The following is a 22,305-nucleotide window of genomic DNA, read 5'->3' as shown; positions in this document are numbered from 1 at the left end:
CGGAGGGCCGGTCGGCCCCCGAATTCCGCCGACCGGCGCGCCTCACCTGACGCGCCGACGCGATGACACGCTTGCGCACCGCGTCGGACATGACGGCGACCGGGCAGTCGGAGGGTGCGGATCGTGTGAGCGACCCGTCAGTCGTGCGCGACGACGGCGACGGGAGCGGTGGAGTGGTGCAGCACCGCGTGTGCGACGGAGCCGGTGTGCACGCCGACAGGGCTGCGGCGCACGCGCCTGCCGACGACGACGAGGGAGGCGTCGCGGGAGGCGTCGATCAGGAGGCTGGCCGGGCTGCCGAGGCGGGACACCTCGACGACCTCGACGTCCGGGTACTTCTGCCGCCAGGGCCGCAGGGCTTCGGTGAGTTGGGCGGCCCGCTCCCGGGTCACATCGTCCTGGAGGTCGACGCCGGCCCCGAGGGTGTACGCGTAGTACGGCGGCAGGTTCCAGCCCTGGACGGCGTACAGAGCGGTCCTGCGGCGCTGCGCCTCCGCGAAGGCGAAGGCGACGACGGTGTCGTCGAGGCTGCCGGCGTACAGACCGAGGACGACGGGCCGGAACGCGGTGGCCGTGGACGGGATGCCGGTGGGGTCCATGACGTGTTCGTCGGCGGCCTGTTCCCCGGCGCGCACGAGGACCACGGGCACCTCGCTCCGGGCGACCACCGCCTGCCCGACGGATCCGACCAGGAAACCGCCGAGCCCGCTCAGCGCGCGGGAGCCGAGGACCAGCAGCTCCGCGTCGCGAGCCGCGTCCACGAGGGCCTCGGCCGGTGTGCCGCTCCTCTGCTCGGTGGCTGCCTCGATGCCGGGGTGCCGCAGCCGCAGCCCCTCGGCGGCCTCCCGGGGGACCCGTTCGGTCCAGTGCTGGTGCGTCTCGGGGCCCAGGAGCGGGGCCTGTGCCATCGGCTCGGGCACCGGCTCCCACACGTGCACCAGCTTGACCGGCAGGTCGCGCAGCGCCGCCTCACGGGCCGCCCATTCGGCGGCGGAGCGGCTCTCGGGCGATCCGTCGAGTCCCACCACGATCATGCCGGGCATGACATCCACCTCCTGTGTCGGATGATCCGGTTCCAGCGTCCCGCCCGGCGGGTTCCGGCGGCAGGGGCCGCTGGTCCTCTCCCCGGGCCGACCGGCCCCGTCGGCCGGCCGCCGCGGTGGGCACGTCGGCGGGTCCACCGCGGCGGCGGGTGTTCGGCGGAGCCGTGCGGTGCCGCGCACGAGGGCCGGGAACGCGGCAGGCGCCGGGCTCACCGGTCCGTGGATCGACCGTCCGTTCGGCCCTGCGGTTTCGGTTTCGGGCGACGGCGAACCGGCCGGCGGGTTCTCCCGGTCAGTGGACGGTCAGACCATGCTCGTGGAACTGGCCGCGCACCCGGTTCACCAGCGCCGCGTCGGGGACCGGTGTGTCCCTCAGCGGGAAGGGCAGGCCCAGGGCGTCGTACTTGGCGGCGCCGAGCTTGTGGAACGGCAGGATGTCGACCCGTTCCACGCTCCCGAGGCCCCCCAGGAACGAGGCGAGGCCGTCCACGGATTCCGGATCGTCGGTCCAGCCGGGGACCAGGACGTACCTGATCCAGATGCGGGTGCGCAGGCGGTCGAGGCGGGTGGCGAAGTTGAGGGTGGGGGTCAGGCTCCCACCGGTCAGTTTCCGGTACGTGGTGACGTCGAAGGACTTGATGTCCAGCAGTACCAGGTCCGTGTCGGCGAGCAGGTCGTCGGTGGCGCGGGCGCCGAGCAGGCCGGAGGTGTCGATCGCGGTGTGCAGGCCGGCTCCCTTGCACCGGCGCAGGACGGCACCGGTGAACGCGGGCTGGAGCAGGGGTTCCCCACCGGTGATGGTGACCCCGCCCCCGGCCGCGCTGATGAACGGCCGGTACTTGTCGATCTCGGCCATCACCTCGTCGACGGTGACCTGTCGGCCGTCTCGCATGTGCCAGGTGTCGGGGTTGGCGCAGTAGAGGCAACGCAGGGGGCAGCCGTTGACGAAGAGGACGAACCGGGTCCCGGGACCGTCCACGCCGGTGGACAGGTCCCAGGAGTGGATCCTGCCGGTGACAGGTCCCGCGGTCACGGTGCTCACAGTGATCCGTGGAAGGTGCGGCTGATCACGTCGAGTTGCTGCTCACGGGTCAGCCGGACGAAGTTGACGGCGTAGCCGGAGACTCTGATCGTCAGTTCCGGGTACTTCTCCGGGTGCTCCATGGCGTCCTCCAGCACGTCCCGGTTCAGGACGTTGACGTTCATGTGGAAGCCACCCACGGATGTATAGGCGTCGAGTATGCCGACCAGGTGACCGGCGCGTTCCTCGGGGACGTGGCCCAGCCCCTCCGGGGTGATGGTGGTGGTCAGGGAGATGCCGTCGCGTGCCGCCTCGTACGGCAGCTTCGCCACCGAGAGGGCGGAGGCGGCGACCCCGTGGCGGTCCCGGCCGTTCATCGGGTTGGCGCCGGGGGCGAAGGGCTGTCCGGCACGGCGGCCGTCGGGGGTGTTGCCGGTGTGCTTGCCGTACACGACGTTGGAGGTGATGGTCAGCACCGACTGGGTGTGTTCGGCATCGCGGTAGGTGGGATGCCTGCGCACCTTCGCCATGAAGGACTTCACCAGATCGACGGCGAGGGCGTCGGCGCGGTCGTCGTTGTTGCCGTATGTCGGGAACCCGCCCTCGGTCGCGAAGTCCACGGCCAGGCCCGTCGCGTCGCGGAACACCCTCACGCGTGCGTGCTTGACGGCCGACAGGCTGTCCACGGCGACGGAGAGTCCGGCGATGCCGCAGGCCATGAAGCGATGCACCGGATAGTCGTGGAGAGCCATCTCGATGCGCTCGTAGGCGTACTTGTCGTGCATGTAGTGGATCACGTTGAGCGCGTCGACGTAGGTCTGCGCCAGCCAGTCCAGGACACGGTCGTAGGCGGCCGACAGCTCGTCGTGATCCAGGTACTCGCCCGTCAGCGGCGGCATCGCGGGAGTGACCTGTTCGCCGGTCATCTCGTCGCGGCCGCCGTTGATGGCGTACAGCAGTGCCTTGGCGAGGTTGACCCGGGCGCCGAAGAACTGCATCTGCCGGCCCACGGCCATGGCCGAGACGCAGCAGGCGATGGCGGTGTCGTCACCGGTGCGCGGGCGCATCAGCTCGTCCGACTCGTACTGCACGGCGCTGGTGTCGATCGACACCTGCGCACAGAACTCCTTGAAGGCCTGCGGCAGTTGCGGCGACCACAGCACCGTCAGGTTGGGTTCGGGGGCGGGACCCAGGTTGTACAGGGTCTGCAGGAAGCGGAAGGAGGTGCGGGTGACCAGCGGCCGGCCGTCGGCGCCGATGCCGCCGATGGACTCCGTCACCCAGGTCGGGTCTCCGGAGAACAGGGCGTCGTACTCGGGGGTACGCAGGAACCGCACGATACGCAGCTTGATGACGAAGTCGTCGATCAGTTCCTGGGCACGAACCTCGTCCAGGAGCCCCGCGTCGAGGTCACGCTGGAGGAAGACGTCCAGGAAGGTGGACGTGCGGCCCAGCGACATCGCCGCGCCGTTCTGCTCCTTCACCGCCGCGAGGTAACCGAGGTACAGCCACTGCACCGCCTCGTGCCCGGTCGCCGCGGGCCGGGAGACGTCACAGCCGTACGTCGCCGCCATGCGGGTCAGCTCGTCCAGCGCGCGGATCTGCTCGGCCAGCTCCTCGCGGTCGCGGATGACGTCCGCGGTGGACGGCCGGGTGTCCAGCAGCGCGCGTTCGGCGCGCTTGGCCTCGACGAGGCGGTCGGTTCCGTACAGCGCGACGCGCCGGTAGTCACCGATGATGCGGCCACGTCCGTAGGCGTCCGGCAGTCCGGTGATGATGCCGACCTTGCGGGCGGTACGCATCGCGGGCGTGTAGGCGTCGAAGACTCCGTCGTTGTGGGTCTTGCGATAGGTGCCGAAGACCTTCGTCACGAACGGGTCGGCCTCGTAGCCGTACGCCTTCAGACTGTTCTCCACCATACGGATGCCGCCGTTGGGCATGATCGCGCGCTTGAGCGGGGCGTCGGTCTGCAGGCCGACGACCAGTTCACGATCGCGGTCGATGTAGCCGGGCGCGTGTGAGGTGATCGTGGACGGGGTGGCGGTGTCCACGTCGAGGACGCCCCGGCTGCGCTCCTCCGGGAACAGCGCGCTGACCTGCTCCCAGACCGCGCGCGTACGGTCCGTGGGCCCGGCGAGGAAGGACGCGTCGCCTTCGTAGGGCGTGTAGTTGGCCTGGATGAAGTCACGCACGTCGATGTGTTCGCGCCACTCGCTTCCTGCGAACCGCCGCCAGGCGTCGGCGGTCCGAGCACCGGCTGTCACCGTCGCGGTCATCACGGGTCCTTTCGTCGGACGGTCTCTCACCGTCGATGTTCGTCGCCCGGGTCGCCGGCGGGCAGTGTCCGACCGGCACGGGGCGGGCCCCGTGGGGCCCGGATCTCCGGGACCTTCGGCCCTGCGGCCGTACCCGCGCGGGCACGACCGCCGGGGGATCAGTCGTGCGGAACGACGGCGACGGGGCATCCGGCGTGGTGCAGGACCGCGTGTGCGACCGGTCCGGTGTGGGCACCGGGCCGACGTCCGTTCGTGCGGCGGCCCACGACGAGGAGCGCGGCATCCCGCGCCTCGTGCACCAGCACGGCCGGGGCCCGGCCCTCGACGACCGTCTCGGTCACGGGGACGGCCGGATACCTCGCCCGCCAGGGACGCAGCACCGCGGTCACGGTGCGCTCCTGGTCGGCCAGTTCCTGCGCCGGAGCCCGCGGATGTGGTGTCGGACCCTCGAAGGCGGCGGACGGGACGGGCGCCGACGGACCTGGCTCGGTCCGGAACGGGATCCGGAAGGCACACACCACCCGCAGACCGGTGCCACGCCGCCGGGCGGCGTCGAAGGCGAACTCGATCAGTTCGTCACAGGGATGTCCGACGTCCAGCCCCACGACGACCTCGCGACAGGGCGTTTTGGGGATCTCCTCCGGGGCGACGCCGTCCGCGGCCGGCAGGTGGTCGTCGGCGGTGGTCCGCCCCGCCCGCACCAGCACCACGGGCCGTGCGGACCGGGCGACGACGCGCTGGGAGACCGACCCCGCCACGAAGCCGCCCAGGGGGCCCAGGCCGAGGGATCCGAGAGCGAGCAGCTCGGCGTCCACCGCGGCGGCGACCAGGGCGGTGACCGTGGCGTCGCACACGAGACGCTCGCTGATCCGCAGACCGGGATGGGCCGCGCGAACGCTGCTCACGGCCTCCCGGAGAATCCGCTCGGCCCATCCGTGCTCGCTGCTGTCCAGTGGCACGTACGGCGCGGGACGGGCGTGGCGGTACCAGGCGTGCACCACACGGAGCCCGGTTCCTCGCCGCTGGGCTTCCGCGGCCGCCCAGTGCGCGGCGGCGAGGCTCGCGGATGAGCCGTCCACCCCGACAGCGATGTCGTGAAGCATGATGCCGTCCCTCCTCGTCCATGAACGTGCGGACGTCGCCGAGCCTCCTCCCGGCGAAGGTGAAGCCCCAGAGGCCGGACAGCCCTGTCCGGACCCGTTCGGCCCTGTGGTGCGACAGGGCGCGCCGGGGCCGGCCGGCCCGCGGGGCGGGACTGCCGGCACCTCGCCGGATGCGCGTCGCACTCCGATGCTGGAACCACCACACCCCACGGTTGAGGAGTGCAGCGTCATGACTCGTTACGTGTACGACTTCACGGAGGGCGACCGTGGCATGGCCGGTCTGCTCGGTGGCAAAGGCGCGAACCTGGCCGAGATGACCCGGCTCGGACTTCCGGTGCCGCCGGGATTCACCATCACCACCGAGGCGTGCCGTGCCTTCCTGGCCTCCGGCGGAGAGCCTGCGGGCATGTCGGAGGAGATCTCCGAGCACCTGTCGGCCGTCGAGGCCGCCGCCGGCCGGCTGCTGGGCCGGCCGGACGACCCGCTGCTGCTGTCCGTCCGGTCCGGAGCGCGGTTCTCCATGCCCGGCATGATGGAGACGATCCTCGACATCGGCCTGAACGACGAGTCCGTATGCGGCCTGGCCGAGGTCTCCGGCAGCCGGCGCTTCGCCTGGGACTCCTACCGCCGCCTCCTCCAGATGTTCGGCAGCACGGTCATGGGCGTCGACCCCTCCCACTTCGAGCGGGCCCTCGCCCGGCTCAAGGACCTGCGCGGTGTCCCTGACGACGTGCACCTGGGGGCGTCCGACCTCGCCGAGCTCGTTCAGACCTACAAGAACGTGATCCGTGTGGAGACCGGGGAGGACTTCCCGCAGTCCCCGGCCGAGCAGCTGCACCGGGCCGTGCTGGCCGTCTTCGAGTCCTGGAACGGTGAACGTGCCCGCCTGTACCGGCGGCGCGAGCACATCCCCGACGATCTCGGCACCGCCGTCAACGTGCAGCGCATGGTCTTCGGCAATCTCGGCGCCGACTCGGGCAGCGGTGTCGCCTTCACCAGGGACCCGGCCACGGGACGTCCCGGCCTGTACGGCGACTACCTCCCCGACGCCCAGGGCGAGGACGTGGTCGCCGGCATCCGCAACACCGTGCCCCTGACCGAGCTGGAGCGCCTCGACCCCGGGTCCTACGCCCGTCTGCTCACGCACATGGAGACCCTGGAGCGGCACTACCGGGACCTGTGCGACATCGAGTTCACCATCGAGCGCGGCACTCTGTGGATGCTGCAGACCCGGGTCGGCAAACGCACCGCCGAGGCGGCCTTCACCATCGCGGCCGAACTGGCCGACGAAGGTCTCATCACCCCCGACGAGAGCCTCGCCCGAGTGAGCGGCGAGGGCCTCGCCCGGCTGATGTTCCCCCGGTTCGACGTCTCGAAGACCCTCGACCCGCTCGCCCACGGCATCCCGGCCTCACCCGGCGCCGCGGTCGGCGCCGCGGTGTTCGACTCCGCCGAGGCGATCCGGCGCGTCGCGGCCGGCCAGAGGGTGGTCCTGGTCCGCCAGGAGACCACGCCCGACGACCTGCCCGGCATGATCGCCGCTCAGGCGGTGCTCACCAGCCGCGGTGGCAAGACGAGTCACGCCGCCGTCGTGGCGCGCGGAATGGGCAAGGTCTGTGTGTGCGGCGCCGAGGAACTCTCCGTCGACATCGAGGCCCGGCGGTTCGCCACACCGGACGGCACCGTCGTCGAGGAGGGCACGGTCCTGTCCGTGGACGGCTCCGCGGGGACCGTGTATGCGGGTTCCGTTGCGCTGATGGACTCGGCGGTCATGCGCTTTCTGGAGGCCGGTGCGGCGGACCAGGGTGCGACCGGTGTGGTCGACGCGGTGGCCCGTGCTCTGGCCAGGGCCGACGACGTGCGCCGGCTGGAGGTGCGGGCCAACGCCGACACCCCTGAGGACGCCGCCCGCGCACGCCGGTTCGGGGCGCAGGGCATCGGCCTGTGCCGCACCGAGCACATGTTCCTCGGCGAGCGCCGCAAGCTGGTGGAGGATATGATCCTGGCCCGCACGGACGCCGGGCGCGATCGGGCGCTCGCGGCCCTTCTCCCCCTCCAGCGGGAGGACTTCACGGGCATTCTGGAGGCGATGGACGGTCTGCCGGTCACCATCCGGCTGCTGGACCCGCCGCTGCACGAGTTCCTGCCCGACCGCACCGAGCTGGCGGTGCGGATGGCCACCGCCGAGGCCCGGGGGGACCTGCCGGACGCACACGAGGCCGAACTGCTGACCGCTGTGAGCCGCATGCACGAGGAGAACCCGATGCTCGGGCTGCGGGGCGTGCGTCTCGGCCTGGTGGTCCCCGGTCTGGTCGCCATGCAGGTCCGGGCGATCGGCGAGGCCGTGGCGGGGCGCCTTCTCGCCGGCGGCGCCCCCCGGGCGGAGATCATGGTCCCGCTCGTCGGCGACGTCCGCGAACTGCGGATCGTCCGGGAAGAGGTACGACGGGTTCTGGCCGAGGTCTCCGAGGAGACGGGCGTGACCGTCTCCTGCCCCGTCGGGACGATGATCGAGCTGCCCAGGGCGGCGCTCACGGCCGGCCGGATCGCCGGGGAGGCTGAGTTCTTCTCCTTCGGCACCAACGACCTGACCCAGACCACCTGGGGTTTCTCCCGCGACGACGTCGAGGCCGAGTTCTTCTCCGCCTACCTCGACAAGGGCGTCTTCCCCGCCTCACCGTTCGAGACGCTCGACCGGGACGGCGTGGGCCGGCTGATCGCGATCGCCGTCGCCGAGGGCCGTGCCACCCGGCCGGAGTTGACGATCGGCGTGTGCGGCGAGCACGGCGGTGACCCCGACTCCGTGCACTTCTTCCACGCGGCCGGCCTCGACTACGTCTCCTGCTCCCCGTTCCGGGTCCCGGTGGCACGGCTGGAGGCCGGGCGGGCCGCGCTGGAGGGGACCGACGTGAGCGACAGCCGATGAGCGGGCCTCTCGGCCCCCGTCCCGGGGCCGAGTGCCCCTGGGACCGGGGCACGGCACGCGGCAGCCTGGAGGCGTACCGGAACAACCACGAGGAGTGGAACACATGACTGCCAAGGACATCGGTTCCCACGATGTCACCGCCACCGTGCGGGTACACACGCAGGGCGCGGAGGACGCGGAGGCTCTCGCGTACATCCGGGAGAAGGTCGGCGCCGTTCTGGACCGCCCCGGGCTCCCGCCCGTCGGCGGCGAGGTACGCGTCGTCAGGGCCGCGGACCACCACGACGGGCTGCCCTGGTCCGCCGGCGCCGAGATCCGGGTCGGACGTCACGCCGTGGTCGTCCACGCCCGCGAGGCCGATGCCCACGCGCTCGCCGAACGGCTGCAGGACCGGCTGCGCAGCAGCACCGAACGCGTCGCACACCGCGCCGACGCCGCCCGCAGAACGGCCACGCCGCCCCCGTGGCGCGGTGGCCCGCGGCAGTAGGGCCTCTCGTTCGGATCAGGCCGGGCTCGCGGGGTCTGGCCCGAATCGGATGGAAGACCCTGGGCGCACCGGCGCCCGCCCGATCCGGCGGGGAGCCCCGGCCGATCCGGCAGCCGCTCCCCGCCATGCCCGTGAAGGAGAAACGGCCATGCCCCCTCGCACCGTCGGTGAAGTAATGACCATGGACGTCGTGCGGACTCGCCGGACGACACCGTTCAAGGAGATCGTCCGGCTGCTCGACCGCCACCGGATCAGCGGGGTACCGGTGACCGACGAGGACGACAAGGTGCTCGGCGTGGTGTCCGGAACCGACCTCGTGCGCACGCAGGCGAACCAGGCCGGCCATCCCCGGGTCCGAGCCGTGACAGCGGCGGATGTGATGTCGAGTCCCGCGATCACCGTGCACCCGGAGCAGTCCGTGCCGGACGCGGCCCGGCTGATGGAGCGCCGCGGCGTCGAGCGACTGCCCGTGGTCGACGAGGAGGACCGCCTCATCGGCATCGCCACCCGCAGGGACCTGCTGCGGGTCTTCCTGCGCACGGACGACGACATCCGCCTCCAGGTGGTCGAGGAGGTCCTGACCGACGCCTTGGAACTGCCGGCCGGTGCCGTCCGCGTCTCCGTCCGCGACGGTGTCGTCACCCTCGACGGCCGTACGGAGCTGCGGAGCCAGATCCCGGAAGCCGTCCACGCGGCGTGGCGGCTGGAGGGTGTCGTCGGGGTGATGAACGGTCTGACGTTCCGTGTCGACGACTGCGCGCCGCTCGTCCCGGCCGAGCACGCCCCGCCCCGGTGATCCGCCCGCGGGCACGCTCGCACTCTCCGACACGCCGGGCCGAAGGTCCCGCCCCCGCGGGACTGACGGGCCCGGAAGGGGACTTTCGGAGTCTGCGACGGTGCCAGGGCGCACAGCACAGTGGAAGACGGAGCGGCGCGGTACCCCACAGCGCGGCTCCTCCCCCCGTGCCGCCGTACGTCCACGGCGGTCCCTGACAGGAGGCACACCACCATGATCCGACAGGACTCGCGGACCGCGGCCACCACGGGCGACGAGACTCCGTCCGACACCGCGCTCGCCGTGGACGGTCTGGTCACGGCCGGGCTCAAGGCGCTCGCCGACTACGAGAGCATCACCCAGGAGGAGATCGACCACATCGTCAAGAAGGCGTCGGTCGCCGCCCTGGACCAGCACACCGCACTCGCCCTCCTGGCCGTGCAGGAGACGGGGCGGGGGGTCTTCGAGGACAAGGCGGCCAAGAACATGTTCGCGTGCGAGCACGTCACGCACAGCATGGGCCGGACGAAGACCGTCGGGGTCATAGCCCGTGACGACATCGAGGACATGGTGGAGATCGCGGAGCCCGTGGGCGTGGTGTGCGCGATCACCCCCGTCACCAACCCGACCTCCACCACGATCTTCAAGGCGCTGCTGGCCCTGAAGACGCGCAATCCGGTCGTCTTCGCCTTTCACCCCGCCGCTCAGCACTGCAGCGCCGAGGCGGCCCGGATCGTACGGGACGCGGCCGTCGCCGCCGGCGCTCCCGAGCACTGCGTCCAGTGGATCGAGCAGCCGTCGGTCGAGGCGACGAATACGCTGATGCGGCACCCGGGCGTCTCACTGATCCTGGCCACCGGCGGCAACGCGATGGTCAAGGCCGCCTACTCGGCCGGCAAGCCCGCCCTGGGGGTCGGCGCCGGCAACGTCCCCGCCTACGTGCACCGCGGTGCGAAGCTGCGCAGAGCCGTCAACGACCTCGTGCTGTCGAAGTCGTTCGACAACGGCATGATCTGTGCCTCCGAGCAGGCGGTCATCCTCGACAACGAGATCTACGACGCGGCGCTCGCCGAGTTCCGTACCCTGCACGCCCATCTCGCCACCCCGCAGGAGAAGGAGCTGCTGGAGTCCTTCCTGTTCCCGGCCTCCGGTGGCTCGGGCGCCGGTTGCGAACCGAAGGTCAACGCGGCGGCCGTCGGTCAGAGCCCGGCGTGGATCGCCGAGCAGGCCGGGTTCCGCGTACCGGAGGGCACCTCGGTCATTCTCGTCGAGGCCGGGCGAGTCGGTCCGGACGAGCCCCTGACCCGGGAGAAGTTGTGCCCCGTTCTGGCCGTGCTCCGGGCCGAGGACGAGCAGCGGGGCTTCGACCTGGCCGCCGACATGGTCGCGTTTCACGGCCAGGGCCACAGCGCCGTCATCCACACCGAGGACCGCGCGCTGGCGGAGGCGTACGGCATGCGCATGAAGACGGTCCGGATCATCGTCAACGCCCCGTCCTCCCAGGGCGCGATCGGCGGCATCTACAACGGCCTTCTGCCGTCGCTGACCCTCGGCTGCGGTTCCTGGGGAAGCACCTCGGTGTCGAACAACGTCTCCGCCGCGCAACTGCTCAACGTCAAGCGGGTCTCCGCCCGCCGCAACAACCTGCAGTGGTTCAAGGTTCCGCCCAAGATCTACTTCGAGCCGCAGGCCATCCGCTACCTCTCCTCCATGCCGGACGTCCACCGCGTCACCGTCGTCACCGACGCGACCATGACCCGCCTCGGCTTCGTCGACCGGATCACCCGCGTCCTCCAGCAGCGCCACGAACCGGTCACCCTGCAGATCATCGACAACGTCGAACCGGAGCCCAGCATCGACTCCGTACGGCGCGGCGCCCGTCTCATGGGCGACTTCCGGCCCGACACGATCATCGCGCTCGGTGGCGGCTCGCCGATGGACGCGGCGAAGGTCATGTGGCTGCTGTACGAACAGCAGGCCGTGGGCGGGGACATCGACTTCGCGGACATGCGGCAGAAGTTCTCCGACATCCGCAAGCGCGCCTTCCGCTTCCCGACCCTGGGCCGGCTCGCCCGCCTGGTGTGCGTGCCCACCACGTCGGGAACCGGTGCGGAGGTCACCCCCTTCGCCGTCATCTCCGACCCGGCCACCGGCAAGAAGTATCCGCTGGCCGACTACGCGCTCACGCCCAGCGTGGCCATCGTCGATCCCCTCCTCACCACGGCGCTGCCCCCGGCGCTGGCCGCCGACAGCGGCTTCGACGCCCTCACGCACGCCATCGAGGCGTACGTCTCCGTCTACGCCAACGACTTCACCGACGGCCTCGCCCTGCACGCCATCCGCCTGGTCTTCGACCACATCGAAGCAGCGGTGAACGACCGCGCCGGCTCACCCGAAGCACGGGAGAGGATGCACAACGCCGGCACCATTGCCGGCATGGCCTTCGGCAACGCCTTCCTCGGCATCGTCCACGCCATGTCCCACACCCTCGGCGCGACCTTCCACATCGCGCACGGCCGCACCAACGCGGTCCTGCTCCCCCACGTCATCCGCTACAACGGCACCGTTCCGACCAAGCTCACCGGATGGCCCAAGTACGAGAACTACCGGGCCCCCGAGCGCTTCCAGGACATCGCCCGCACCCTGGGCCTGCCCGCCGCCACCCCGGCCGAGGGAGTGGAGTCACTCGCCAGGGCGGTCGAGCGTCTGCGCGACGCCGTGGGCATCGAGCCGAGGTTCCAAGCACTCGGGGTCGACGAGCAGACCTTCCTGGACGCCCTGCCCCAGCAGGCTCTCAACGCCTACGAGGACCAGTGCGCACCCGCCAACCCCCGTATGCCGATGCTGAACGACATGCAGGAGATCATGCGCACCGCCTACTACGGCTGAGCGCCGTCGGCCGTAGAACGCGGAATGCGGCCGGGCACGTGCGCTCGCGTCTCCGCGAGAGCTGTCCTCGACCGGGGGCCCAGCGCGGATCCGGAGGCCGGGGGCCCAGCCCGGTGATCGAAAAGGAGGAACCGACGCCATGATCACGCTGTTCTTCTCGGCCGTCCTGTTTCTGCACGGCCTCGTCCACCTGCCCGTCTGGCTGGCACCCGTCGGTGGCAGCGAGCCGTTCGACCCCCGGCACTCCTGGGCATCGGCCGCGGCCGGAGTGCCCGGCCCCCGACTCACGGGCGCGGCCGCCATCGTGCTGGCCTCCGTCACGACCCTGCTCTACGTCATCGCGGGCGCGGCCACCGCGACGCGCAGTGGCGGGTGGCCCACGGCAGCTCTCGTCGCGGCCTGTGCCGGTCTGCTGCTCAAGGCCGTCTGGTTCGATCCGTGGCTGATTCCTGGTGTGCTGCTCGACGCAGGCGTCGTCGCAGCGGCGCTGAGCGGCTGGCCGGCCTCCTCGCACTGAGCACCTCGGCGGCGCCCCCAGCGCCCGGTGGCGTCGACGTCATCGGAGTCGGGGGCCGCCGAGTCACGGCACACGTATCAGTGATCGTGCTCAGGGCCGGCTTCGTCCGGAGGACGTGGGGCACCGGATGGGAACGCGAAAGAGCCCGGATCGAATGGATCCGGGCTTCTTCGGCAGTAGCGGGGACAGGATTTGAACCTGCGACCTCTGGGTTATGAGCCCAGCGAGCTACCGAGCTGCTCCACCCCGCGTCGGTAACCCCACCGTACCCCATCCCCGCCGGCACCGAAGACCACCTTGCGGCGCAGGTGTTCGTTCCGGGTCCGCGCCGGCGGTGTCGGGCCGCTACCCCGCCGCGCTACCGCCGCGACGCCGCCCGGGGCTCCTCGCGGGTGTGCGGGTATTGCGGGGTGCGGTGCTGGAAGGCGAGCACCTTGGGGTTCTGGACGACGCCGCGACGGATCTCGATGGCGCGCCGGATCGTGTCGTCGGCGTCCCAGCCGTCGGGGCCCTGGAGCACGACATCCAGGTAGGGCAGAAGAGCCTCGCTGTTCTCCCAGGTCGCGGAGTTCCACAGATAGGAGGGGCTGTGGTCCACCCCGTAGTACCTGACGTGGTCGCCCACGGTGAACATCGGGTCGTCGAAGGTGGTGGGCCGGGCCCAGTCGAAGCCCATGCCCTCGTCGCAGGAGACGTCGATGACCAGGGTGCCGGGGGCCAGCTTGGGCAGGTCCTCGTCTATCAGGAACATCAAAGGCGCGTCGGTGTCCTGCAGCACGCAATTGACGATGATGTTGTGCCCGGCGAGGAACTCGGCCAGCGGCAGCGGGCCGTCCTCGGTGAGGGCGACACTGCGTCGCGGGTCGAGGGTGTCGTCGGCCTCGTCGTGGTCGAAGTGGACGATCCGCGCGGAGTGGATGGGGGCGCTGACGGCGGTGACGCCACGCGCGGTGAGCACGTCGACGTCATGCACACCCAGGGCGCTGAGCGCGGTCACCGCGCCGCGGGCGGTCGCGCCGAAGCCGATGACGACGGCGCGCTGGCGCCGCCCGTAGTCGCCTGTCACGCCGGTCAGCTGCATGGCGTGCAGGACCGAGGAGTACCCGGCCAGCTCGTTGTTCTTGTGGAAGACGTGCAGGTTGAAGGCGCCACTGCGGGTCCAGTGGTTCATCGCTTCGAAGGCGATCAACGTCAGCCGCCGGTCGATGGCGGTCTGGGTGAGCCTCTCGTCCTGGGCACAGTGCGGCCAGCCCCACAGGACCTGGCCCTCGCGCAGTTCCGCCAGGTCTTCGTGGAGTGGTTTGGCCAGCAGGATGACATCGCAGTCGGCGATGAGTTCCTCACGCGTGCGGAAGCCCGCGACGAGCGGGGCGAGCTGACTGTCGGGGACGCCGAAATGCTCCCCGTAGTTCTCCTGGAGATAGATGCGCTTGCGGAGACCGGAGTCGATGCGGTCGAAATGAGCGGGGTGAACGGGCAGACGGTGCTCGTTCTCCTTGCGGGTCTGCGACATGATTCCGAGCGTGAGCTGCTGCAAAATGCCCCTTTGGTTGGTCCCTGTTTAGCACACCGGGGCAGTCCGGCAGCCGGTCGCGACCGGCTGGACCCCGAGCGGGCACACCGGCGTGGGCCGGGGAGGCCGTCACCGTGCCTGGTCGGACTCCATGGCCGTGGCGACCTTCTCGCAGAGTTCCGCGAACAGGGCGCTCTCGCCCTCGGTCAGGACCGAGGCGGCGAGCCGTCCGATGTCATGGTGCCCCCGGGCGATCCGGGCGAGGAACAGGTGGCCTTCGGGGGTGAGGGAGGTACTCAGTTCGCGCCGGTCCTCCCCTGCGGCCACCTGCGTCACCAGGTTCAGGTCCTTGAGCACGCGCAGGGCCTTCGACGTGGTCTGCCGGGAGACCTCCAGCACATCGCTCAGTTCGGAGGGCCGCATGGAGCCGCGCGCCCGCAGGAGTTCGAGAACGTCGTACTGGTGCCAGTTGACGCCCTCGGGATTGACGCGGGACCTGCGCGCGACCAGGAGGCACTGAAGGTGGGTCAGGGCGGCCTGCAGAAAGGCCGGTTCCGCCTGGCGGGTGGGGGTCGAGTCGTCTCGTGGAGTCATGAGTGCTTCCGGTACGAGGGGGGACCGGTGGGAGAGTTCCCAAGATATCAAGGGGTCACGCCTGGCCGCCCGTGGTCCACGAAAGATGATTTCCCTGAGGACACCATCTGGAGGCGTGACGACGTGACGCGGGGGTACCGGAGTGCGAGGGCCGGTGACGGGCACGTACCGGTCGACCGCGGCGAACGGGTGCAGAGAACGGATCGGACCGACACAGGAGCGAGGAGACGCATGTTGCCCCGTTCCGGCCGTCGGTGCGCGCGTACGACGCACGAGATATCCGCTCAACTGGTGTTCCGGCACCGGCGTTTGACATCGATGCAGAAACGTGATTAGCATCGATTTCCAAAAGGAAACCATATTTTCGCCCTTTGTCTGCTGACAGACCATCAGCCCGACTCAGGCCCTCCATAGAACGCGCGGTGCACGTCAGTGGAACCGTGGAAGTCCTTCCTCTGGACACACACCCGAGGAGATCAGCGATCATGGAAAAGAATACTCCGTCCTTATCGACGCAAGAGTTACGGACCGCATTACGGATGGGAAGTCCACCGGCCTCGCCCCTCCCTCTCGTACTGACCACCCTCTTCGAGCAGACGGTCCGTGAACACCCCGGGGCCATCGCCCTGGCGGACGGCCCGGAACGCGTCACGTACGACCGGCTCAACCGGCGGGCCAACCGCATGGCCCGGCACCTCCTGGATCGCGGAGTCGCGAGAGGCGACCGCGTCGGAGTGCACATGCGCCGGTCCCCCGACCTCTACGCCGTCCTCCTGGCAGTGCTGAAGGCCGGCGGCTGCGTGGTCCCGCTGGACCCCGCCTATCCCATGGACTATCTCGCCCGCATCCTCCGCGAGGCCCGCCCGTCGCCGGTGGTCTGCGACGACCCGGACGACCTGCCCCCCGGCGCCCGCGAGAGCGCGCTCACACGGGACGACCTGGTCCGCGGCTGCGCGGACCTGGCCGACGGCGACCCCGACCCCGGCACCGGTCCGGAGGACACCGCGTTCCTCATGTACACCTCCGGGTCCACCGGCCGCCCCAAGGGCGTACGGATCGCTCACCGCGGGCTGGCGCGGCTCGGACCGCACAGTGGCCCCCTCGACATCACCCCGCGGGACGGCCTGACCCAGTCGGCCGCTTTCTCGTTCGCCGCCTCCACCATCGAGATCTGGCTCGCGTTCCTGCACGGCGCCACCCTGCTGCCGATGCCCCCCGGACTGCCCTCGCTGCCGGTGCTGCGCGCGGCCGTCGAGGAACGCGGCGCGACCGTGCTCAGCCTCCCCTGCGGCCTGTTCAACGCGCTGGTAGACCAGGAACCGCAGTGCCTGCGCTCCGTCCGCATCGTGCTGCTCAGCGGCGACTTCCCCTCCCCCGACCACCTGCGCCGGGCCATGGCGCACACCGACGCGGTCCTCTACAACGGCTACGGCTGCACGGAGAACTCGTCGATCACCGCCCTGCACCCGCTGGCCTCGCCCGACGACGTGGACGGCGCGGGCGTCGTGCCGATCGGCCGGCCGCTGCCGACGGTCACGCTGGAGGTCTACGACCCGGAGATGCGCCCCTGCGACGCCGACGAGGTGGGCGAACTGTGCGTGGGCGGCACCGGGGTGGCCCTCGGATACGCCGACCGGCCGGAGCTGACCGCCGAGAAGTTCACCCCGGCCCCCGACGGCAGCGGCCCGCTCTACCACACGGGCGACCTCGCGCGACGGACCGAGGACGGCGACATCGTGCTGGTCGGGCGGTCCGACAGCATGGTGAAGATCCGCGGGTTCCGGGTGGAGACCAGCGCCGTGACACTGGCGGTGCGCGCCCTCGACGGGATCGCGGACGCCGCGGTGCAGGCGTTCGAGGACGACGACAGCCGCGAGAAGCACCTCGTCGCCTTCTACACCACCCGGGACGGCCGGCCGGCCGACCCCGCGGACCTGGTCCGGCGGCTCTCCGCGCAACTGCCCTCCCACATGGTCCCCTCCTCGTTCCGGCACCTGGAGAAGATGCCGACGAACGTGAACGGGAAAATCGACCGCACCGCGCTCACCGTGAAATCCCGGAAGAACCCGACGAGCACGAGAAATCCGAAGCACTCGAACAACCCGCACGGGAAAGGCGAGAAGACCATGCAGAATCCCCTCGAAGCCGTTGTCCTGCAGTCCTGGATCGAGATCTCCGGAATGGAAGAATTCTCGACGACGGACTCCTTCCTGGGCCACGGCGGCAATTCCCTCCACTTCGTGCAGTTGGCCTCCCGGCTCCAGAAGATATTCGGGATCGAGATCACCACCGAGTCGGTCTTCCGGCACGGCACGGTCGAGCAGCTGGCGCGCTTCATCGAGGAGTCGCGCGACCAGGCGGCCACCACCTCGTCGTCGCACGGCTGACCGAGACCCGACAGCGCCCGGCACGCGCGCCGCGCCGGTCGCCCGACGTCTCCGGAGGGGGCGGAACCGTGAACAACCCCTTGACTTCGGCAATTCTGGACCTGGCTAGAAGAACGCTCGGTTCCCCCGGTCTCGGACCCGACCATGCCTTCTCCGACCACTGCGACGACCCCGCCCTGATCGACGAACTCGGCGCGGTGCTGCGGGCCGTGTTCGCCGTCGGCCCGCCGGCCGGCGAGCGGCTGGGCGAGGCGAGCGCGGCGGCGGTGGCCGAGCACCTCGCGCGGGGCCGGTCCGGCTTCGGCGGACAGGAGTTGACGGCAGGGTCCGCCCCGCGCACCGACGGCACGGCGGAGGCCTCGTTCGGCCAGAGCGGCATCTGGCTCATCGACCAGTACCTCCCGACCCCGCAGGCGTACAACGGGCCGTTCCTGGTCCGGCTCCCGTTCCGGCTCGACGGCGAGCGGCTGCGCCGGGCCGCCGCCGGAGTGGTGCGCCGGCAGGAAGTGCTGCGCACCACCTACGTGTTGCGCGACGCCCGGCTGCTCCAGGTCGTCTCCGACGACGACACGGCGTTCCACTACGGCGTCGAGCACTACGGCGACGACAAGGAACTCGACGCCCTCGCCAAGCGGGTGGCGAACACCCGCCTCGACCTGGCGCACGGGCCGGTGGCCTCGGTGACCTGCGCGCTCGGGCCGGGCGAGGAGAGCGCGATCGTCTGCAACATCCACCACATCGCCTCCGACGCCGCCTCGGCCGGGATCTTCCTGCGCGAACTCCTCGACGCCTACGACCGCACCGGGCGGGGCCTGCCGGTGGAGGCCGTGCCGGGGCGCCCGCACTACGCCGACTTCGCGCACTGGCACCGCGCCCACCTCACGCCCGAGCGGACCACGCGCCTGCTCCACGAGTGGGCCGACCGGCTCGCCGGGGACCTGCCCGTCCTCGCCCTGCCCTCGGACCGCCCCCGGCCCGCCGCGCAGGAACACCGGGGCGGCACCGTCCCGTTACGGATCCCGTCCGGGGTGACCGAGAAGCTGGAGCGGCTGGCGGAGCGCGAGGGCGTGACGCTGTTCATGGCGCTGCTGGCGGTGTACGGCACATTCCTGTCCAAGCTGACCCGTCAGGAACGGGTCCTCGTCGGCTCCCCCGTCTCGCTGCGGGACGACCCGCAGACCGAGGACCTCATCGGCTACTTCGTGAACATGGTCGTCCTGCGCCAGGAGGTGACGGGCGCGATGAGCGTGCGCGAGGTGCTGGGGCGGGCACGCGAGGAGGTGACCGACGCGCTGCGGCTGAAGTGGGCCCCCTTCGACAAGGTCGTCGAGCGGCTGCGGCCCGACCGTACCGGCGGTCATACGCCGGTCGTCCAGACGATGCTCGTGCTGACCGACCCCGGCTCCGCTCAAGTGACCTACCGGGGGACACCGTTGTCCATCCGGCGGGACGTCGGGCACGGCGCGAAGTACGACCTGTCGGTGGTGTTCGCCCGGGAGGCGGACGGGCTGCACGGCATCCTCGAGTACGACGCGCACCTCTTCGAGGAGGCGACGGCGCGGAGCATGGGCGAGCGGCTGGGCCGGCTGCTGGCCCGGTTCGCCGAGGCCGCGCCGGACACCCCGGTCCGCGAGCTCGGTCTGCTCGCCGCCGACGAGGAGCGGGAGGTGCTGGCCCACGACGACCGGGTGGACCGTTCCGCGCGCCCGGTGCCGGTGTCCGAGCTGTTCGAGCGGCAGGCGGCGGCCACCCCCGGCGCGGTGGCCGTGACGGACGCCGGGCGGGCCTGGACGTACCGGGACCTGGACGAGCGGGCCGGACGGCTCGCCCGCGTCCTGCGCGAGGAGGGGGCGGAGGCCGGCCGCCGGGTTGCCATCGGCCTGCCCCGCTCGGTCGACATGGTCGCCGCGCTGCTCGCCGTCGTGAAGTCCGGGGCCTCCTACGTCCCGCTCGACCCGTCCCACCCGCCGGAGCGGATGGCGTACGTCCTCGACGACGCCGAGGCCCTCCTCGTCCTCACGGACAGCGCCACGGGGCCCCGGCTCCCCTCCGGGACAAGGCTGCTGGAGATCGACAAGGAGGCGGAGCGGATCGCCGCGGCCGACCCCGCGCCGCTCGGCCGGACCAGGACCCCCGACGACGAGATCTACCTCATCTACACCTCCGGGTCGACCGGCGCCCCCAAGGGCGTCGTCATCCGGGACCGCACGGTCGGCAACCTGGTCGCCGCCCAGCACCGGATCAGTCCGTGCGGGGCGACGGGCACCACCCTCCAGTACATGACGCTCGCCTTCGACGTCTCCGTGATGGAGATCCTGGGGACGCTCTGCGTCGGCGGGACGCTCGCCCTCATCCCCGAGGAGCTGCAGAAGGACCTGCACCGGCTCGCCGCGTTCGTCGCCGAGCGCGACGTCACCCGCCTGTACCTGCCGTACATCGCGCTTCAGCGGTTCGCGGCGCTGGCCGTCGCGGAGGACCTGCGCTGCGACGCGCTGCGGGAGGTGACCTCGGTGGGCGAGGCGCTGGTCGTCTCCCCGCAGATCCGCGAGTTCTTCGCCCGGCACCCCCGGGCCCGGCTGCTCAACATGTACGGCCCGTCCGAGACGCACCTGGCCACCTGGCACGAGCTGTCCGGCAACCCGGCCGACTGGCCCGAGGCGCCGCCGATCGGGCGAGCGGTCGACGGGGTGCGGCTGCGCGTCCTCGGCCCGGACCGCGAGCTCCTCCCGCCGGGCGTCACGGGCGAGCTGTACATCGGCGGCCCGTCCCTGTCGCCGGGCTACCGGGGGCGCCCGGAGGAGACGGCGCGGCGCTTCGTCGCCGACCCGTACGGCGCCGAGGGCGAACCGGTCTACCGTACGGGCGACCTCGTCCGGTGGAACGCGCGCGGAGACCTGGAGTACCTGGGCCGGGCCGACGACCAGATCAAGATCCGCGGCTACCGCGTCGAGCCCGGCGAGGTCGAGGCCGCGCTCGACGCCCTCGACGGCGTGCGCGACTCGGCGGTGGTGGCGGTGGAGTTCGGGCCCGGCGACCGGCGGCTGGTCGCCGCGGTCACGGGCGACGGCGCCGACGACGGCGTAAGGCTGCGGGCGGAGCTGGCAGCGCGGCTGCCGGAGTACCTGGTGCCCGCGCACCTGGTGCGGCTGGACCGGCTGCCGACAACGCCGAGCGGGAAGATCGACCGGGGCGGGCTGGCCGGACGGCTGGCCCGCGAGGTGCGCGACCGGCGCGCGGACGACCGCTCCGGGGCGGCCGAGCCGCCGCGGACCGCGACCGAGCGCGCGATCGCCGAGGCCTGGGCGGACGTCCTGGGCGGCGGCGCCGCGGGCCGGGACGACGACTTCTTCGGCGTCGGCGGCAACAGCATCATCGCCACCGAACTCGTCTACCGGCTGCGGACGTTGTTCGAGGTGGACATCCCGCTGCGGACCCTGTTCGACAACCCGACCGTCGCCGGCATGGCCGCGCGGATCGACGAGCGGCGGGCGGGCGACACCACCGCGTTCGCGGAGCCCGCGGCCGACCTCCGCGCCGACGTGACCCTGCCGGACACCGTCCGGCCCGGCGACCGCGCACCGGTCCCGCCGGAGGCCGCGACCCGGTTCCTGCTGACCGGCGCGACCGGTTTCCTCGGCAGCTGGCTGCTGCGCGAGCTGGCGGCCGTCCCCGGCCGCACCGTCACCTGCCTGGTGCGCGCCGACGACGCGGAGGCGGCCCTGGCCCGGCTGCACGCCACGGCCTCCCGGTACGGCATCGACGGCGACATCGCCTGGGACCGGGTGCGCGCCGTTCCCGGAGACCTCACCCGCGCCCGCATGGGGCTGTCCGAGGCGGACCACGCCGAACTGGCCGAGTCGGTCGAGGCGGTCCACCACGCGGCGGCGCACATCAACTTCGTGCTGCCGTACGCCTCGGTGAAGCCGACCAACGTCGACGGGGTGCGCTCGGTGCTGGAGTTCGCCGCCACGGGGCGGCTCAAGCACGTGCACCACATGTCGACCATCGCCGTGTTCGCCCCCGGCCGGGAGGGCGGGACGATCACCGAGGAGGCGGTGCCCGACTCGTGTGAGGGGCTCGGCATCGGCTACACGCAGAGCAAATGGGTCGCCGAGGGCATCGTCCGGCTGGCCCGGGAGCGCGGGATGCCGGTGACCGTCTACCGCATCGGCCGGATCTCCGGCGACAGCGTCACCGGCGCCTGCCAGACCGACGACTTCCTGTGGCGGCAGATCAAGAGCTTCATCGAACTCGGTTCGGCGCCGCCTGCCGAGGAGCTGAGCACCGACCTGCTGCCGGTGGACTTCGTCGGCCGGGCCGTCCTCGCCCTCTCCCGCGACCCGTCCGCCGACGGCGCCACCTTCCACCTGTTCCACCCGCGCGGCTGCGACTTCACGCCCGTGCACGCCGCCGTCCGCGACTGCGGCTACCCGCTGGACACGGTGCCCACCGAGGAGTGGCTGACGCGCCTGGAGGAGTCGGCCCGCCGCCCCGGGGGCAACGCCCTCGCCGCGGCCGTGCCCCTCTTCCGGGAAGGCGCGCTGGAACTCGGCGAGAACACCTACGGCAACGAGCGCACGACCCTGCTGCTCGAACGCCTCGGACTGCGCCACCCCGACATCGACCGCGAATCCCTCGCCCGCATGATCCGCTGGTTCGCCGCGGCCGGTGAGCTGGCCGGTCGGCCCTCCGCGCGGCAGAGCGCGTAGACCGGGCCGGCCCGCGGCTCCCCCACCCAGACATCCGCAGGCGGCATCCCCCAGAAGCCGCCTCC

Annotated in this window: 13 protein-coding genes and 1 tRNA gene; 7 read left to right on the top strand and 7 right to left on the bottom strand. The window is 71.5% G+C overall.

Annotated features, from left to right (window positions below; all coding sequences use genetic code 11):
* Positions 1–137 precede the first annotated feature (137 nt).
* The 4 genes from ACFY93_RS11210 to ACFY93_RS11195 form a co-directional block, all read right to left on the bottom strand.
* Entirely contained in the window at positions 138–1,043 is a 906-nt protein-coding gene (locus tag ACFY93_RS11210; RefSeq protein ID WP_391356181.1) for a universal stress protein, read from the bottom strand.
* Positions 1,044–1,335: 292 nt separating this feature from the next.
* Positions 1,336–2,085 carry a pyruvate formate-lyase-activating protein gene (gene pflA, locus ACFY93_RS11205; protein WP_391356178.1) on the bottom strand — a complete coding sequence of 250 codons (750 nt, stop codon included), beginning with the start codon at positions 2,083–2,085 and terminating at the stop codon, positions 1,336–1,338.
* Positions 2,082–4,340, bottom strand: coding sequence for a formate C-acetyltransferase (gene pflB / locus ACFY93_RS11200; protein ID WP_391356175.1), 2,259 nt, complete (start codon positions 4,338–4,340; stop codon positions 2,082–2,084). The genes pflA and pflB overlap by 4 nt, the downstream gene beginning before the upstream one ends.
* Positions 4,341–4,498: 158 nt before the next feature.
* A complete protein-coding gene (locus ACFY93_RS11195; protein ID WP_391356172.1) occupies positions 4,499–5,443 on the bottom strand; it encodes a universal stress protein in 945 nt (314 codons plus the stop codon).
* 229 nt (positions 5,444–5,672) lie between these two features.
* Here ACFY93_RS11195 and ppdK point away from each other — a divergent pair, with 229 nt between their 5' ends.
* The 5 genes from ppdK to ACFY93_RS11170 all read left to right on the top strand — a co-directional run bounded on the left by ppdK (position 5,673) and on the right by ACFY93_RS11170 (position 13,037).
* Positions 5,673–8,369, top strand: a complete 2,697-nt coding sequence (ppdK, locus tag ACFY93_RS11190) for a pyruvate, phosphate dikinase (protein WP_391356170.1) — start codon at positions 5,673–5,675, stop codon at positions 8,367–8,369.
* Positions 8,370–8,472: 103 nt separating this feature from the next.
* On the top strand, positions 8,473–8,856 hold the full coding sequence (locus ACFY93_RS11185; RefSeq protein WP_391356167.1) for a hypothetical protein: 384 nt from the start codon (positions 8,473–8,475) through the stop codon (positions 8,854–8,856).
* Between the two features lie 148 nt (positions 8,857–9,004).
* On the top strand, positions 9,005–9,652 hold the full coding sequence (locus ACFY93_RS11180; RefSeq protein WP_391356165.1) for a CBS domain-containing protein: 648 nt from the start codon (positions 9,005–9,007) through the stop codon (positions 9,650–9,652).
* Between the two features lie 213 nt (positions 9,653–9,865).
* Positions 9,866–12,520 (top strand): bifunctional acetaldehyde-CoA/alcohol dehydrogenase, encoded by a 2,655-nt coding sequence (gene adhE, locus ACFY93_RS11175; protein ID WP_391356162.1) that lies wholly within the window; start codon positions 9,866–9,868, stop codon positions 12,518–12,520.
* A 139-nt stretch (positions 12,521–12,659) separates the two neighbouring features.
* Entirely contained in the window at positions 12,660–13,037 is a 378-nt protein-coding gene (locus ACFY93_RS11170; RefSeq protein ID WP_391356159.1) for a hypothetical protein, read from the top strand.
* A gap of 177 nt (positions 13,038–13,214) precedes the next feature.
* On the opposite strand, the gene ACFY93_RS11165 is transcribed toward ACFY93_RS11170, so the two are convergent.
* The 3 genes from ACFY93_RS11165 to ACFY93_RS11155 form a co-directional block, all read right to left on the bottom strand.
* Positions 13,215–13,288: transfer RNA gene (locus tag ACFY93_RS11165), tRNA-Met, on the bottom strand.
* A 107-nt stretch (positions 13,289–13,395) separates the two neighbouring features.
* Positions 13,396–14,574, bottom strand: a complete 1,179-nt coding sequence (locus tag ACFY93_RS11160; RefSeq protein ID WP_391356158.1) for a N(5)-(carboxyethyl)ornithine synthase — start codon at positions 14,572–14,574, stop codon at positions 13,396–13,398.
* Positions 14,575–14,679: 105 nt separating this feature from the next.
* Positions 14,680–15,144: a MarR family transcriptional regulator gene (locus ACFY93_RS11155; RefSeq protein WP_391356155.1), complete on the bottom strand. Its 465-nt coding sequence runs from the start codon at positions 15,142–15,144 to the stop codon at positions 14,680–14,682.
* Between the two features lie 539 nt (positions 15,145–15,683).
* Between ACFY93_RS11155 and ACFY93_RS11150 the strand changes: the two genes are divergently transcribed.
* Both ACFY93_RS11150 and ACFY93_RS11145 read left to right on the top strand, forming a co-directional pair.
* Positions 15,684–17,531 (top strand): amino acid adenylation domain-containing protein, encoded by a 1,848-nt coding sequence (locus tag ACFY93_RS11150; protein ID WP_391356152.1) that lies wholly within the window; start codon positions 15,684–15,686, stop codon positions 17,529–17,531.
* Positions 17,532–17,611: 80 nt separating this feature from the next.
* Positions 17,612–22,240 carry an amino acid adenylation domain-containing protein gene (locus ACFY93_RS11145; RefSeq protein ID WP_391356149.1) on the top strand — a complete coding sequence of 1,543 codons (4,629 nt, stop codon included), beginning with the start codon at positions 17,612–17,614 and terminating at the stop codon, positions 22,238–22,240.
* The last annotated feature ends 65 nt before the right edge of the window (positions 22,241–22,305 follow it).

It is taken from the genome of Streptomyces sp. NPDC008313, from assembly GCF_042956125.1.
GTDB lineage: Bacteria > Actinomycetota > Actinomycetes > Streptomycetales > Streptomycetaceae > Streptomyces.
This window is presented reverse-complemented; position numbering and strand designations above follow the sequence as displayed.